General features: G+C 73.4%; 17 protein-coding genes. 1 reads left to right on the top strand and 16 read right to left on the bottom strand.

The features are described from left to right. Positions 1 to 29: 29 nt before the first annotated feature. From RLT58_RS26960 to hisI, 10 genes are all read right to left on the bottom strand, one after another. Positions 30 to 848 (bottom strand): DsbA family protein, encoded by an 819-nt coding sequence (locus RLT58_RS26960; RefSeq protein WP_311312954.1) that lies wholly within the window; start codon positions 846 to 848, stop codon positions 30 to 32. A gap of 75 nt (positions 849 to 923) precedes the next feature. Then, entirely contained in the window at positions 924 to 1,736 is an 813-nt protein-coding gene (gene trpA, locus RLT58_RS26955) for a tryptophan synthase subunit alpha (RefSeq protein WP_311312953.1), read from the bottom strand. Beyond that, entirely contained in the window at positions 1,733 to 3,019 is a 1,287-nt protein-coding gene (gene trpB, locus RLT58_RS26950) for a tryptophan synthase subunit beta (RefSeq protein WP_311312952.1), read from the bottom strand. The genes trpA and trpB overlap by 4 nt, the downstream gene beginning before the upstream one ends. Positions 3,020 to 3,157: 138 nt before the next feature. Further along, positions 3,158 to 3,382, bottom strand: coding sequence for a tryptophan biosynthesis modulator TrpM (gene trpM, locus RLT58_RS26945; RefSeq protein ID WP_311312951.1), 225 nt, complete (start codon positions 3,380 to 3,382; stop codon positions 3,158 to 3,160). 9 nt (positions 3,383 to 3,391) lie between these two features. Then, positions 3,392 to 4,201, bottom strand: a complete 810-nt coding sequence (trpC, locus tag RLT58_RS26940) for an indole-3-glycerol phosphate synthase TrpC (protein WP_311312950.1) — start codon at positions 4,199 to 4,201, stop codon at positions 3,392 to 3,394. A 127-nt stretch (positions 4,202 to 4,328) separates the two neighbouring features. Then, positions 4,329 to 4,772: a DUF2752 domain-containing protein gene (locus tag RLT58_RS26935; protein ID WP_311314666.1), complete on the bottom strand. Its 444-nt coding sequence runs from the start codon at positions 4,770 to 4,772 to the stop codon at positions 4,329 to 4,331. Between the two features lie 167 nt (positions 4,773 to 4,939). Beyond that, complete coding sequence (locus tag RLT58_RS26930) at positions 4,940 to 5,188, bottom strand: HGxxPAAW family protein (protein ID WP_311312949.1); 249 nt, start codon at positions 5,186 to 5,188, stop codon at positions 4,940 to 4,942. 136 nt (positions 5,189 to 5,324) lie between these two features. Beyond that, the gene (locus RLT58_RS26925) at positions 5,325 to 5,984 is read right to left on the bottom strand and encodes a TIGR02234 family membrane protein (protein ID WP_311312948.1); all 660 of its coding nucleotides are present in this window, start codon (positions 5,982 to 5,984) and stop codon (positions 5,325 to 5,327) included. Positions 5,985 to 6,043: 59 nt separating this feature from the next. After that, positions 6,044 to 7,543, bottom strand: coding sequence for an anthranilate synthase component I (locus RLT58_RS26920; protein WP_311312947.1), 1,500 nt, complete (start codon positions 7,541 to 7,543; stop codon positions 6,044 to 6,046). An 11-nt stretch (positions 7,544 to 7,554) separates the two neighbouring features. Further along, positions 7,555 to 7,938 carry a phosphoribosyl-AMP cyclohydrolase gene (gene hisI, locus RLT58_RS26915; protein WP_311312946.1) on the bottom strand — a complete coding sequence of 128 codons (384 nt, stop codon included), beginning with the start codon at positions 7,936 to 7,938 and terminating at the stop codon, positions 7,555 to 7,557. 84 nt (positions 7,939 to 8,022) lie between these two features. On the opposite strand from hisI, the gene RLT58_RS26910 reads away from it, so the two are divergent. Further along, positions 8,023 to 8,655: a TIGR03085 family metal-binding protein gene (locus tag RLT58_RS26910; protein ID WP_311312945.1), complete on the top strand. Its 633-nt coding sequence runs from the start codon at positions 8,023 to 8,025 to the stop codon at positions 8,653 to 8,655. A 22-nt stretch (positions 8,656 to 8,677) separates the two neighbouring features. On the opposite strand, the gene RLT58_RS26905 is transcribed toward RLT58_RS26910, so the two are convergent. The 6 genes from RLT58_RS26905 to hisH form a co-directional block, all read right to left on the bottom strand. Then, entirely contained in the window at positions 8,678 to 9,922 is a 1,245-nt protein-coding gene (locus RLT58_RS26905; RefSeq protein WP_311312944.1) for an MFS transporter, read from the bottom strand. A gap of 24 nt (positions 9,923 to 9,946) precedes the next feature. Then, positions 9,947 to 10,534: an ArsR/SmtB family transcription factor gene (locus RLT58_RS26900; RefSeq protein WP_311312943.1), complete on the bottom strand. Its 588-nt coding sequence runs from the start codon at positions 10,532 to 10,534 to the stop codon at positions 9,947 to 9,949. A 209-nt stretch (positions 10,535 to 10,743) separates the two neighbouring features. After that, positions 10,744 to 11,502 (bottom strand): imidazole glycerol phosphate synthase subunit HisF, encoded by a 759-nt coding sequence (hisF, locus tag RLT58_RS26895; protein WP_311312942.1) that lies wholly within the window; start codon positions 11,500 to 11,502, stop codon positions 10,744 to 10,746. Next, positions 11,499 to 11,897, bottom strand: coding sequence for a RidA family protein (locus RLT58_RS26890; RefSeq protein ID WP_311312941.1), 399 nt, complete (start codon positions 11,895 to 11,897; stop codon positions 11,499 to 11,501). Before RLT58_RS26890 ends, hisF begins: the two co-directional genes overlap by 4 nt. Beyond that, positions 11,894 to 12,619 carry a bifunctional 1-(5-phosphoribosyl)-5-((5-phosphoribosylamino)methylideneamino)imidazole-4-carboxamide isomerase/phosphoribosylanthranilate isomerase PriA gene (priA, locus tag RLT58_RS26885; protein WP_311312940.1) on the bottom strand — a complete coding sequence of 242 codons (726 nt, stop codon included), beginning with the start codon at positions 12,617 to 12,619 and terminating at the stop codon, positions 11,894 to 11,896. The genes RLT58_RS26890 and priA overlap by 4 nt, the downstream gene beginning before the upstream one ends. After that, positions 12,619 to 13,260, bottom strand: coding sequence for an imidazole glycerol phosphate synthase subunit HisH (gene hisH / locus RLT58_RS26880; protein WP_311312939.1), 642 nt, complete (start codon positions 13,258 to 13,260; stop codon positions 12,619 to 12,621). The genes priA and hisH overlap by 1 nt, the downstream gene beginning before the upstream one ends. Positions 13,261 to 13,263 lie beyond the last annotated feature (3 nt).

Raw genomic sequence — 13,263 nt, 5'->3', positions numbered from 1 at the left:
CGATTCCCCCGGCCGGGCCCATGGAACCGCTAAGGAACCGGCGTCGCCGTGCCCGGCTTCTTGCCCTTGTTGGCCTCGGCGACCCACTTCTTCAGGTTGGCCACCGTGATCGGCTCGTCACCCTTCTTGGGGAAGATCGACTCGCCGTTGAGCAGGGCCGTCGGCGTGCCCTGGAAGCCGCCGTTCTGGAACGCGGTGTTGGACTTGCGGACCCACGCGTCGTGCTTGCCGTCCTCGACACAGCTGCGGAATCCGGGCGTGTCGAGCCCGTCGACCTTCCCGGCCAGCTCGATCAGCCTGCCGTTGTCGCCGAAGGCGTCGTCGGACTCCTGGGGCTGGTTGCGGTACAGCACGTCGTGGTACGCGGGGAACTTCCCGGCGTCCTGGGCGCAGGCCGCCGCGTTGGCCGCCTTGAGCGAGCCGCTGCCGCCGAGGTTGCCGTCGATCAGCGTGGCCAGGTGGTACTCGACCTTGATCTGGCCGCTCTGCTCCAACTGATGGATCGTGTCGCGGAAGGCGTTCTCGAACTGGGCGCAGACCGGGCAGCGGAAGTCCTCCCAGACCGTGAGCGTGGACGGGGCGTCGTCCGCGCCGACGGGGATCGCCAGGCTGTCCTTGCCGGTCGCGCCGGACGGGGAGACGGCCGGGCCCGACGCCTTGTCCTTGCCGCCCTTGTCGCCGGTGTTCGCCGCGATCACTCCGATGACGGCGGCCAGCCCGAGGACCCCCACCACGGCCGTGGACACGATCAGCGTGCGGCGGCGGCGCTCGCGCGCCTTCGCCTGCTCGCGCTGCTGGATCAGCCGGTCTCGCGCGGCCCTCTTACCCTCTGGGTTCTTCTCGCTCACACCGCAGCAACGAACCGGGGAGGCACTCGCGTGCCTCCCCGGTCCCAGGTCCACCCGTTCGAGTTACGCCCGGTGTCAGCGCTTTCGAACACCTTCGGCCAGATCGGCCGCCAGTGAGCGGACGGCTTCCAGGCCGGCCGGCCCGTCGGGCGCGTCCAGCATCCGCTTGACGAAGGCCGAGCCGACGATGACGCCGTCGGCGAAGCCCGCGACCTCGGCCGCCTGGTCGGCGTTGGACACGCCGAGGCCGACACAGACCGGGATGTCCGTGGTGGCGCGGGTGCGCCGCACCAGGTCCTGGGCCTGCTCGCCGACCGAGGCGCGGGTACCGGTGACCCCCATCAGCGAGGCGGCGTAGACGAAGCCGGAGCCCGCCGCCGTGATGGTGGCGAGGCGCTCGTCCTTGCTGCTGGGCGCGACGACGAAGACGGTCGCCAGACCGTGCTTCTCGGCGTGCTCGCGCCACAGCGCGGACTCCTGGACCGGCAGGTCGGGCAGGATGCACCCGGCGCCGCCCGCCTCGGCGAGCTCGGCGGTGAAGCGCTCGACGCCGTACCGGTCGATCGGGTTCCAGTACGTCATGACGAGGATCGGGACGCCGGTCGCCTCGTACGCCTCGCGCACCGTGCGCATCACGTCGGCGATCTTCACGCCGCCGCGCAGCGCGATGTCGTCGGCGGTCTGGATGACCGGGCCGTCGAGCACGGGGTCGCTGTGCGGCAGCCCCACCTCGACGATGTCGGCGCCGCCGGCGACGACGGCCTTGACCGCCTCGATGCCGCCGTCCACGGTCGGGAAGCCGGCCGGCAGATAGGCGATCAGCGCGGCCCGGTCCTCGGCCCGTGCGGTGGCGAGCGTGCTGTTCAGCAGTGCGATGTTGCCGCTCACTTGGCGTCCCCCTCGATCTCCGCGGTCGCGCTGTCCGCGTCCGCCTCGACGGCCGCGTCCGCGTCGTACAGCCCGAAGTACCGTGCCGCCGTGTCCATGTCCTTGTCGCCCCGGCCGGAGAGGTTGACCAGGATCAGGCCGTCCTTGCCGAGTTCCCTGCCGACCTCCAGGGCCCCCGCCAGCGCGTGCGCGCTCTCGATGGCCGGGATGATGCCCTCGGTGCGCGAGAGCAGGCGCAGCGCCTGCATGGCCGCGTCGTCGGTGACCGCGCGGTACTCGCCGCGGCCGACGTCCTTGAGGTACGCGTGCTCGGGGCCGATGCCCGGGTAGTCCAGACCGGCCGAGATGGAGTACGGCTCGGTGATCTGGCCCTCCTCGTCCTGGAGGACGTAGCTGCGCGAGCCGTGCAGGATGCCGGGCTCGCCCGCGGTCAGGGTGGCCGCGTGCTCGCCGGTCTCCACGCCGTGTCCGCCGGGCTCGCAGCCGATGAGGCGGACCCCGGCGTCGGGGATGAAGGCGTGGAAGAGGCCGATGGCGTTGGAGCCGCCGCCGACGCAGGCGACCGCGGCGTCCGGCAGCCGTCCGGCCCGCTCCAGGATCTGCCGCCTGGCCTCGACGCCGATCACGCGGTGGAAGTCGCGGACCATGGCGGGGAAGGGGTGCGGGCCGGCGACCGTACCGAACAGGTAGTGGGTGCGGTCCACGTTGGCGACCCAGTCGCGGAACGCCTCGTTGATGGCGTCCTTGAGGGTGCGGGAGCCGGACTTCACGGCGATGACCTCGGCGCCGAGCATCCGCATGCGCGCCACGTTGAGCGCCTGGCGCTCGGTGTCGATCTCGCCCATGTAGATGGTGCAGTCGAGGCCGAAGAGCGCGCAGGCGGTCGCGGTGGCGACGCCGTGCTGGCCGGCCCCGGTCTCGGCGATGACTCGGGTCTTGCCCATGCGCTTGGTGAGCAGCGCCTGGCCCAGCACGTTGTTGATCTTGTGCGAGCCGGTGTGGTTCAGGTCCTCGCGCTTGAGGAAGATCCGGGCGCCGCCCGCGTGCTCCGCGAAGCGCGGGACCTCGGTCAGGGCGCTGGGGCGGCCGGTGTAGTCGACCATGAGCTCGTTGAGCTCGGCGGCGAAGGCGGGGTCGGCCTTCGCCTTGTCGTACTCGACGGCGACCTCGTCCACGGCGGCGACGAGCGCCTCCGGGATGAACTTTCCGCCGTACGCGCCGAAGTACCCCTCGGCGCTGGGGATCAGACCCTCCGGGTCCGGGATGAAGAAGTCGGACGACATCGATGTGCTCCTCGACAGGGCATGGGTGGGTTCACCGTAGTGCGCCGTGAGCGGAGCGCCGCCGCGGCCGGGGGCCGGGCGGATGCGGTCGTGCGCGACCGCGCCTCGTGGGCGGGGTGACGACGGCCGGGGCTCGCTCTACTGCGCGGACCCCGTGCGCCATCGCATGCCGTTGACCTGACCGGGTTCGTCACCGATCACGTACCGCACCCGTCGGCCGTGCACCCGGCGCGCGGGGGCGCGGCAGCCGCGGGGGCGGCAGCCGCGCGCCAGCGGCGCGTGCGGGTCGCGTCCCAGCGGCCGGCGCGCCCCGGCGGGGCGCAGGCCCGGCCGGACGCGGGGCACGGAACGGTCGGCGGACATCGGGCGGGGTCAGCCCCGTCCGTGCCGGAGCGCGGGGTGGGCGCCGGCGGCGACCAGGTCGGCGACGGCGGCGCGCGGGTCGCGGCCGGTGACCAGGGACTCGCCGACCAGCACGGCGTCAGCGCCGGCGTTGGCGTAGGCGATGAGGTCGTGCGGGCCGCGGACGCCGGACTCGGCGACCTTGACGATGCGGTCGGGGATCTCGGGGGCGACGCGCTCGAAGGTGGAGCGGTCGACCTTGAGGTCCTTCAGGTTGCGCGCGTTGACACCGATGATGCGGGCGCCGGCGTCCACCGCGCGCTCCGCCTCCTCCTCGTCGTGCGCCTCGACCAGCGGCGTCAGGCCGATGGACTCGGCGCGCTCGATCAGGGAGACCAGGGCCTCCTGGTCGAGGGCGGCGACGATCAGCAGCGCGAGGTCGGCGCCGTAGGCACGCGCCTCCCACAGCTGGTAGGAGGTGACGATGAAGTCCTTGCGCAGGATCGGGATGTCGACCTTGGCGCGGACGGCCTCCAGGTCGGCGAGCGAGCCGCCGAAGCGCCGCTGCTCGGTGAGGACCGAGATGACGGACGCGCCGCCGGCCTCGTAGTCCGCGGCGAGCGCGGCCGGGTCGGCGATGGCGGCGAGCGCGCCCTTGGAGGGGCTGGAGCGCTTGACCTCGCAGATGACGGTCACGCCCTCGCCGCGCAGGGCGGCGACTCCGTCCTTGGCCTGGGGAGCGCGGGCCGCGCGTTCCTTGAGCTCGTCGAGGCTGACGCGCGCCTGCCGCTCCGCGAGGTCGGCGCGGACGCCGTCGATGATCTCGTCGAGCACACTCACGCGAGCGGCCCCCTTCCGGGACGGTGGCAAAGAAACATATCGGGGCACAGGATCAGCCATACCGATGGTATCCGCAGGAGGCCGGTGGGCCCGCATCCGGCCGTCGGGTGTCCCACTACCTGGGCATTCACGGCGCGAGCGCCGATCCGAACGGCAGGTTCCGGACGACGGTGAAGATCAGCAGCACGGCTCCGATCCCCCACCAGTGCACCGGCTTCAGGTCGATCCGCACCGGCCTGCCGGCGGCGGCGCGCACGGTCCACAGGACCCAGAGCACGGCGAAGAGCGCATAGCCGACGACGGCCAGGGCGTTGGAGCCGAGCGCCGCCGCGAGGTCGCCGTGGGCGACGGCGTGGGCGCTGCGCAGCCCGCCGCAGCCGGGGCAGTAGATCCCGGCGAACCGGAGCAGCGGACAGACCGGGTAGTGGCCCGGCTCGTTCGGGTCGACGGAGCCCACGTACGCGAAGGCCCCGGCGACGACGGCCAGGACCCCGGCCGGGGCGGCGATCCGGCGCAGCCGCGAGGCGGGCACGGGGGCGGGCGGGAAGACCGGCGGCCCCTGGCCGGGCACGCCGGGCGTGGGGGGCGGGCCGGTCACCGGCGGGCGGTCCGGGGCCGGCGGGGCGGGGGAAGGCGAGGCGTCCACCCGGTGATTGTCGCCGCTGACGCGGCGAGGCGCAGCCCGGACCGGGCTGCGCCTCGCGTGCGTACCGTCCCGGACACGGCCCGGGGAGGGGGTCAGGAGGTCTGGGCCTGTCCGGCGCGGGCCCGGGCCGCCGCCACGTCCGCCGACTCCTTCGGCATGCCGAGGCCGGCCGCCTTCATCGCGAGACCGACGACACCGCCGAGGACGACGACGGCCATGCCGGCCCAGAAGCCGAGCGGGTTGGCCGCGACCATGAAGACGCCCGCGATGCAGAAGCCGATGAAGGCGATGATGACACCGGTCCAGGCGGCCGGGGTGTGTCCGTGGCTGCTGCCCGCCATGAGTTGCTCCTCGTTGATGATGCGCTGTGGGTATCGCTCGGGTGGCTGTGCGCAGGGCCGGTGCCGCTGGGGGTGCCGCCTGCTGCGAGCTCACGCACATTGTCCCGTACGGGCGGGCCGGACGTGAGCTGGGGGGTCATGCCTCGCGCGTCGGGTCCTCGCCGCGGTCCAGGGCCTTCCACAGGTCCTCGGGCCGGTCCGGGTCGGGGGCGGTGCGGGGGGCCTTGCGGGGGCGCGGGGTGCCGTCGCGCTCGTACCGTCCGGACATCGTGGGCCAGCGGCTGCCGTAGCGCAGGGCGAGCAGCCCGGCGAGCAGGATCAGCAGGCCGCCGGCGGCCGTGATGTAGGGCCAGGCGGTGTGGCTGAGGGCCTCGATGGTGGCGGAGCTGTCGCCGGTGCTCTGGGCGGCCTTGGCGTCGAGCGCGTCGCTGTCGAAGGCGCCGAGGTAGGCGCTCAGGGCGGCGCCGAGTCCGCTGAGGGCCAGCAGTCCGGCGACGAGCAGGCGGCTGCCGGCACGGACGGCGAAGACCGCGACGAGGGCGGCCAGGCCGACTATGGCGAGGGCGGCGGGCACGCCGGTGACGTCCTGGCCCTCGGCGCTCAGCGCGAGGGCTCCGCCGCCGACCGAGGCCTTGCCCTCGGCCCAGGTCTGCCCGGAGGAGAGCAGGACGACAGTGGCGCCGGCCGCCCCGAGGAGCAGGCCGGCGGCCAGGCTTCGGCGGCTGCCTGGGCTGTCGGACGCGGCGGCGGCTTCGGCACGGGGCTGGGGTACGGGGACAGCACTCACGCCCTCCACTATCCCTTACGTCCCGGGAAAGCCCGACCGCCCCCCTGTCGCGGGCGCCCGCAGGCCCTCTAGGCGCGCCGGCCGCTGTCCCGTAGCCGGTTGGCCGTGTGGACGGCGCGCAGCACCGCCGCGGCCTTGTTGCGGCACTCGGTGTCCTCGGCGACCGGGTCGGAGTCGGCGACGACCCCGGCGCCGGCCTGGACGTAGGCCGTGCCGTCGCGCAGCAGGGCGGTGCGGATCGCGATGGCGGTGTCGGAGTCCCCGGCGAAGTCGAGGTAGCCGACGCAGCCGCCGTACAGCCCCCGGCGGGTGGGTTCGAGTTCCTCGATGATCTGCATGGCGCGGGGCTTGGGGGCGCCGGAGAGGGTGCCGGCCGGGAAGCAGGCGGTGAGAACGTCGAAGGCGGTGCGGCCCTCGGCGACCTTCCCGGTGACCGTGGACACGATGTGCATCACATGGGAGTACCGCTCGATCGACATGAAGTCGACGACCTCGACGCTGCCGGGTTCGCAGACCCGGCCCAGGTCGTTGCGGCCGAGGTCGACGAGCATCAGGTGCTCGGCGCGTTCCTTGGGGTCGGCGAGGAGTTCGTCGGCGAGCGCCTGGTCCTCCTGCGGGGTGGCGCCCCGGTGCCGGGTGCCGGCGATGGGGTGGACCATCGCCCGGCCGTCCTCGACCTTGACGAGCGCCTCGGGGCTGGAGCCCGCGACGTCGAAGCCGTCGAAGCGGAAGAGGTACATGTACGGCGAGGGGTTGGTGGCCCGCAGCACCCGGTAGACGTCCAGGGCGCTCGCGGTGCACGGGGTCTCGAAGCGTTGGGAGGGGACGACCTGGAAGGCCTCGCCCGCCCTGATGCGCTCCTTCACGTCCTCGACGGCGTCCTGGTAGGCCTTGCCGCCCCACAGCGCGGTGTACGGCGGGAGCTCGGAGGGCGGCAGCACGGCCGGGGCGTTCTCGACGGGGCGGCGCAGGTCCTGCTCCATCGCGTCGAGCCGGGCGACGGCGTCGGTGTACGCCTCGTCGACGCCGGTGGCCAGGTCGTTGTGGTTGATGGCGTTGGCGATGAGCAGGACGCTGCCGTCCCAGTGGTCCAGGACCGCGAGGTCGGAGGTGAGCAGCATGGTCAGCTCGGGGAGCCTCAGGTCGTCGCCGCCGCTCTCGCCGATCCTCTCCAGCCGGCGCACGATGTCGTAGCCGAGGTAGCCGACCATGCCGCCGGTGAAGGGCGGGAGGCCGGATTCCTGGTCGTGCGGGGTGTGCAGGGTCTCGATGGTGGCGCGCAGGGCCTGGAGGGGGTCGCCGTCGACCGGGACGCCGACGGGCGGGGTGCCGTCCCAGTGGGCCTCGCCGTCGCGGGTGGTGAGCGTGGCGGCGCTGCGGACGCCGATGAAGGAGTAGCGCGACCAGGTGCGGCCGTTCTCCGCGGATTCCAGGAGGAAGGTGCCGGTGCGCTCGCCCGCGAGCTTGCGGTAGAGGCCGACCGGGGTGTCGCCGTCCGCGAGGAGCCGGCGGGTGACGGGGATGACGCGCCGGTCGACGGCCAGCTTGCGGAAGGTGTCGAGGTCCATGGCCGCAGACCCTACTGTCCGAGCGGGAGGACGTCGGCGTCGAAACAGGTGCGGTCGCCGGTGTGGCAGGCGGCGCCCGTCTGGTCGACCCTGACGAGCACGGTGTCGGCGTCGCAGTCCAGCGCGACGGACTTGACCTGCTGGATGTGGCCGGAGGTGTCGCCCTTGACCCAGTACTCCTGGCGGCTGCGCGACCAGTAGGTGCAGCGGCCGGTGGTCAGGGTGCGGTGCAGCGCCTCGTCGTCCATCCAGCCGAGCATCAGCACCTCGCCGGTGTCGTACTGCTGGGCGATGGCCGGGACCAGCCCGTCGGCGCCGCGCTTGAGGCGGGCGGCGATGGCGGGGTCGAGGTCGCTGGCGGGCCGGGGGGTGCCGGGCGTGGGCGTGCTGGTCATGTGCCCATTGTGCCGTGGCCGGGGAGGGCATTCGGGCGTGCGTCCACTGGGCGGACGGTGGACGCCGGTCGTACGCTGGCGGGCATGTCGACCCATGCGAAGCGCGAACGACTTCTGCTTGCCGACCTGTTGGAGGCGGTGGGCCCGGAGGCCCCGACTCTCTGCCACGGCTGGAATGCCCGCGACCTGGCGGCCCATGTGGTGGTGCGCGAGCGCCGCCCGGACGCGGCGGCCGGAACGCTGATCGGCCCCCTGAAGAACCGGCGCGACCGGGTGCAGGCCGAGTTCACCGCGAAGCCGTACGAGGAGCTGATCCAGCTCATCCGTACGGGGCCGCCCCGGATGTCCCCGTTCGGGCTGAAGCAGCTGGACGAGGCGGCCAACACCGTCGAGTTCTATGTGCACACCGAGGACGTGCGCCGGGCGCAGCCCGAGTGGTCGGCGCGGGAGCTGGACCCGGTCTTCGCCGACGTCCTGTGGTCGCGTACGGAGAAGGCGGCGCGGGTGCTGGGCCGCAAGGCGCCGGTGGGGCTGGTGCTGCGGCGGCCGGACGGGCAGACGGCGGTGGCGCACAAGGGCACCCCGGTGGTGACGGTGACCGGTGAGCCGGGCGAGCTGCTGCTGTTCGCGTTCGGGCGGCAGGACGCGGCGCGGGTGGAGCTGGAGGGCGAGCCGGAGGCGATCGGCCGGGTGACGACGGCGAAGCTCGGGATGTAGCGCCCTGCCGTACGGGGCCGCCTCAGCGTGGCAGTTCCGCGCGGCGCAGCCGGGTGAAGGCCAGGCCGGTCACCGCGCCGGCCCCGCACAGCGCGGCGCCGGCGACGAAGACCGGGCCGGTGCCCCACAGGGCGACGGCCGCGCCGGTGACGGGGTAGCTGAGCGGCGAGAGGGCGTGGGTGAACAGCGTGGAGACCGAGGTGACCCGGCCCAGGCAGGCGGGGTCGGCGGCGGTCTGCGTCAGTGCGCCGCACAGGGCGCCGCCGAGGCCCGCGAGGAGTCCGATGAGGACGGCGACCCCGGCGGCGAGCGGCACGGAGGGCACGTACGCCAGGGCCGCCACGGCGACGGCGCTGGTCAGCACGGTCAGGCACATGACGAGTCCGGCCCGGGGTATCCGGCCGCGCACGGCGAGCAGCAGCGCGGACGCGCCGGCGCCGGTGCCGAAGGCGGCCAGCACCCAGCCCATGCCGGAGGCGCCCCAGCCGCGCTCCTGGCTGAGGAGGATCAGGCCGAGGTTGAGCGGTCCGACGAAGCCCAGTTCGCTGACGGCGATGACGAGCATCAGCGGTCCCAGGAGCGGGTGGCGGCGGATGTGGCGCAGCCCGTCGGCCAGTTCGCGCCAAGCGGTGCCGGCGGGTTCGGCCGTGTCCCGTACGGCCGGCGGGGTCATCCGCACCGCCAGCAGCAGCGGCAGCGAGACGGCGAAGAGCACGCCTGCGGCGGCGAAGGCCAGGACGGGTCCGCCGAGAGCCACGGCGACGCCGCCGAGCGGCGCGCCGAGGACGTTGGCGCCCCGGGAGGCGAGGCCGCGCAGCCCCTGGACGCGGGCGAGCTGGGAGGCGGCGGTGATCCTCGGCGGGAGGGCCCCGACGGCGGGCAGGAAGAGGGCGTCGGCCGCGCCGAAGACGAGCGCGACGGCGATCAGCATCCACACCGCGGGCGAGGTGAGGAGCAGGGCGCCGGCCAGGCCCAGGACGACCAGGCAGCGGGCCGTGTCGCTCGTGACGACGACGCGGCGCGGGCCGAGCCGGTCGGCGAGCACTCCCCCGCCGAGCAGCAGCAGGGCCCGGGGCAGGGAGCCGGCGGCCAGCACCAGGCCGGTCTGCGAGGCGTCGCCGGTGCGGGCGGCGGCCCAGGCCAGGGCCATGTAGTAGACGCTGTCGCCGATCATGGAGGCGGTGTAGGCGCCCAGCCAGCGCAGGACGTTGCCGTCGCGGTGGGCGGGGCGCGCCGGGGCCTCGGCCGCGATGAGGGTGACGGTCACGGGGTCGTCCTCTCGGGTGGCGGGTCAGGTGCGGAACGGGAAGCCGTACAGATGCAGCGCGACGTTCTCGCGGTCCGCCGTGTCGCCGGCCTCCTCGCGGGTGCGGCCCTGCTCCTCGTACCGCTTGACGAGCGCGTCCATCTCCCGTTCGAGCGCGGCGAGTTCCCCGGCGGTGAGCCGGGCCAGGTATTCGGAGCCGAAGGCGGCCCTGCGCCACTGCGGGGGCCAGCTGCGGTGCGCGTCGAGGTGGCGGCGGTACATCTCGGCGTGCTGGTCGAAGGAGAGCCGGCTGACGGCGGTGTGGGTGGCGGCCTTCTCGGGTGCGTCGCTGAAGTCCTCGTCGTGGAAGCGCAGCCCCTTCGAGGCGGGCTGCCACCAGCGCTCGCGTCCGTCCGCGCCCTCCCGCTCGGCCTCCTCGATCAGGCCGTGGTCGGCGAGCTTGCGCAGGTGGTAGCTGACGAGCGAGACCGCCTCGTCGACCTGCTCGGCGAGCTGGGAGGCGGTGGCCTGCCGGGCGATGTAGAGGGCGCGGTACAGCTTCATCCGCAGCGGGTGTCCGAACGCCTTGAGGGTGCCGAGGTCGGACACCCGGCGTGATTCGTTGCTTGGCATGCCCCCACGGTAGATAGGAAAGAAAACTTGCGCAATATCTGTTGCGCAATAAAAGTTGCACGATTCGGGGCGGTGCGCAGTCGGTACCCAGGGGTGTGCGCCGCGCTTCTTCATCACGGTCCTGCGACCTTCCGGCCGGTAGCCCCCGCTGGGCATACGCGCGGGGGCCGGACCGCGTCACGCGGTCCGGCCCCCGGAGGTGCGGTTGCTCAGCGGACCGGGTGTCCGGACTCCCGCAGCGCGCCCTTGACCTCGGAGATCCGCAGATCACCGAAGTGGAAGACGGACGCGGCCAGGACCGCGTCGGCCCCGGCGGAGACGGCCGGGGCGAAGTCGGCGAGCCGGCCCGCACCGCCGGAGGCGATGACGGGGACGCCGACCTGCGCCCGTACGGCCGCGATCATCTCGGTGTCGTAGCCGTCCTTCGTGCCGTCGGCGTCCATCGAGTTGAGCAGGATCTCGCCCGCGCCGAGTTCGGCCGCCCGGTGCGCCCACTCGACGGCGTCGATGCCGGTGCCCTTGCGGCCGCCGTGCGTGGTGACCTCGAAGGAGGTGCCGTCCGGCGTGCGGCGGGCATCCACGGAGAGCACCAGGACCTGGCGGCCGAAGCGCTCGGCGATCTCCCGGATCAGCTCCGGCCGGGCGATGGCCGCGGTGTTGACGCCGACCTTGTCCGCGCCGGCCCGCAGCAGCTTGTCGACGTCGTCTGCGGTGCGGACGCCGCCGCCGACGGTGAGCGGGATGAAGACCTGCTCTGCGGTGCGCCGCACCACGTCGTAGGTCGTCTCGCGGTTGCCGCTGGAGGCGGTGATGTCCAGGAAGGTCAGCTCGTCGGCGCCCTCGGCGTCGTACAGCTTCGCCATCTCGACGGGGTCGCCGGCGTCCCGCAGGTTCTGGAAGTTGACGCCCTTGACGACGCGGCCGTTGTCCACGTCGAGGCAGGGGATCACGCGTACCGCGAGGGTCATCGCGCACCTGCCCGGTAGGCCTCGACCTCGACCTCGACGACCAGGCTCGGGTCGACGAGACCGGACACGATGAGCATGGAGGCGGCGGGCCGCACGTCGTCGAACAGCTCCTTGTGGGCGCGTCCGACCTCGTCGGTGTCCCGGGCGTGCGTGACGTACATCCGGGTGCGGACCACATCCTCGCGTCCGAGGCCCAGCTGCTTCAGGGCCTCGAAGGCGGCCTGGAAGGAGGTGACGGTCTGTTCGTAGGGGCCGCCGGCGGAGATCGCGCCGCCCACCACCGACGTGCACCCGGCCACCAGCACCAGGCCGTTGGGCAGCTCGACCGCGCGGGAGTAGCCGAACTTCTCCTCCCAGGGGGCGCCGGAGGCGACGCGCCGGACGGACTCGGTCATGCGGCGACCGCCTTCAGGGCCTCTTCCAGCGTGAACGCCTTCGCGTACAGCGCCTTGCCGACGATCGCGCCCTCGACCCCTTCGGGGACCAGCAGCGAGATCGCGCGCAGGTCGTCGAGGCAGGAGACGCCGCCCGAGGCGACGACGGGGCGGTCGGTGGCCGCGCAGACGTCCCTCAGCAGGCCCAGGTTGGGGCCCTGGAGCGTGCCGTCCTTGGCGATGTCGGTGACGACGTAGCGGGCGCAGCCCTCGGAGTCGAGGCGCTCCAGCGTCTCGTAGAGGTCGCCGCCGTCGCGGGTCCAGCCCCGGCCGCGCAGCGTGGTGCCGCGCACGTCGAGGCCGACGGCGATCTGGTCGCCGTGCTCGGCGATGACCTTGGCGACCCACTCCGGGGTCTCCAGGGCGGCGGTGCCGAGGTTGACGCGGCGGCAGCCGGTGGCGAGGGCGGCGGCCAGCGAGGCGTCGTCGCGGATGCCGCCGGAGAGCTCGACCTTGATGTCCATGGCGCCGGCCACCTCGGCGATGAGGGCGCGGTTGTCGCCGGTGCCGAAGGCGGCGTCCAGGTCGACGAGGTGCAGCCACTCGGCGCCGGCGCTCTGCCAGGCGAGTGCGGCCTCCAGCGGGGAGCCGTAGGAGGTCTCGGAGCCGGACTCGCCGTGCACCAGGCGGACCGCCTGGCCGTCGCGCACGTCTACGGCGGGGAGCAGTTCAAGCTTCGGCATTACAGCGTCTCGATCCAGTTGGTCAGCAGCTGGGCGCCGGCATCGCCGGACTTCTCGGGGTGGAACTGGGTGGCCCACAGCGCGCCGTTCTCCACGGCCGCCACGAACCGTTCGCCGTGCGTGGCCCAGGTGACCTTGGGGGCACGGATCCGCGCGTTGGTGACTTCGAGGGCCCACTCGTGCGCCGCGTAGGAGTGCACGAAGTAGTAGCGGGCCTCGGGGTCGAGTCCGGCGAACAGCCGGGAGTCCTCGGGGGCTTCGACGGTGTTCCACCCCATGTGCGGGACGACGTCGGCCTTGAGCGGGCCGACCGTGCCGGGCCACTCGTCGAGCCCCTCGGTCTCCACGCCGTGCTCGATGCCGCGCTCGAAAAGGATCTGCATGCCGACGCAGATGCCCATGACGGGCCGGCCGCCGGAGAGCCTGCGGCCGATGATCCAGTCGCCGCGGGCCTCCTTGAGCCCCTCCATGCAGGCGGAGAACGCGCCGACGCCTGGCACCAGCAGCCCGTCGGCGTTCATGGCCGTGTCGAAGTCGCGGGTGATCTCGACGTCGGCGCCGACATGGGCGAGGGCTCGCTCGGCCGAACGGACGTTGCCGAAGCCGTAGTCGAAGACGACGACCTTCTTCTTGGTATCCACGTC

It is taken from the genome of Streptomyces sp. ITFR-16, assembly GCF_031844705.1.
Classification (GTDB): Bacteria; Actinomycetota; Actinomycetes; order Streptomycetales; family Streptomycetaceae; genus Streptomyces.
This window is presented reverse-complemented; position numbering and strand designations above follow the sequence as displayed.

Excerpts from the sequence above, each read along its gene's own strand:
- trpB (WP_311312952.1), bottom strand. The coding sequence starts at position 3,019 with ATGTCGTCCGACTTCTTCATCCCGGACCCGGAGGGTCTGATCCCCAGC.
- trpM (WP_311312951.1), bottom strand. The coding sequence starts at position 3,382 with ATGTCCGCCGACCGTTCCGTGCCCCGCGTCCGGCCGGGCCTGCGCCCC.
- RLT58_RS26930 (WP_311312949.1), bottom strand. The coding sequence starts at position 5,188 with ATGGCGGGCAGCAGCCACGGACACACCCCGGCCGCCTGGACCGGTGTC.
- RLT58_RS26920 (WP_311312947.1), bottom strand. The coding sequence starts at position 7,543 with ATGGACCTCGACACCTTCCGCAAGCTGGCCGTCGACCGGCGCGTCATC.
- hisI (WP_311312946.1), bottom strand. The coding sequence starts at position 7,938 with ATGACCAGCACGCCCACGCCCGGCACCCCCCGGCCCGCCAGCGACCTC.
- RLT58_RS26910 (WP_311312945.1), top strand. The coding sequence starts at position 8,023 with ATGTCGACCCATGCGAAGCGCGAACGACTTCTGCTTGCCGACCTGTTG.
- RLT58_RS26900 (WP_311312943.1), bottom strand. The coding sequence starts at position 10,534 with ATGCCAAGCAACGAATCACGCCGGGTGTCCGACCTCGGCACCCTCAAG.
- hisF (WP_311312942.1), bottom strand. The coding sequence starts at position 11,502 with ATGACCCTCGCGGTACGCGTGATCCCCTGCCTCGACGTGGACAACGGC.
- RLT58_RS26890 (WP_311312941.1), bottom strand. The coding sequence starts at position 11,897 with ATGACCGAGTCCGTCCGGCGCGTCGCCTCCGGCGCCCCCTGGGAGGAG.
- priA (WP_311312940.1), bottom strand. The coding sequence starts at position 12,619 with ATGCCGAAGCTTGAACTGCTCCCCGCCGTAGACGTGCGCGACGGCCAG.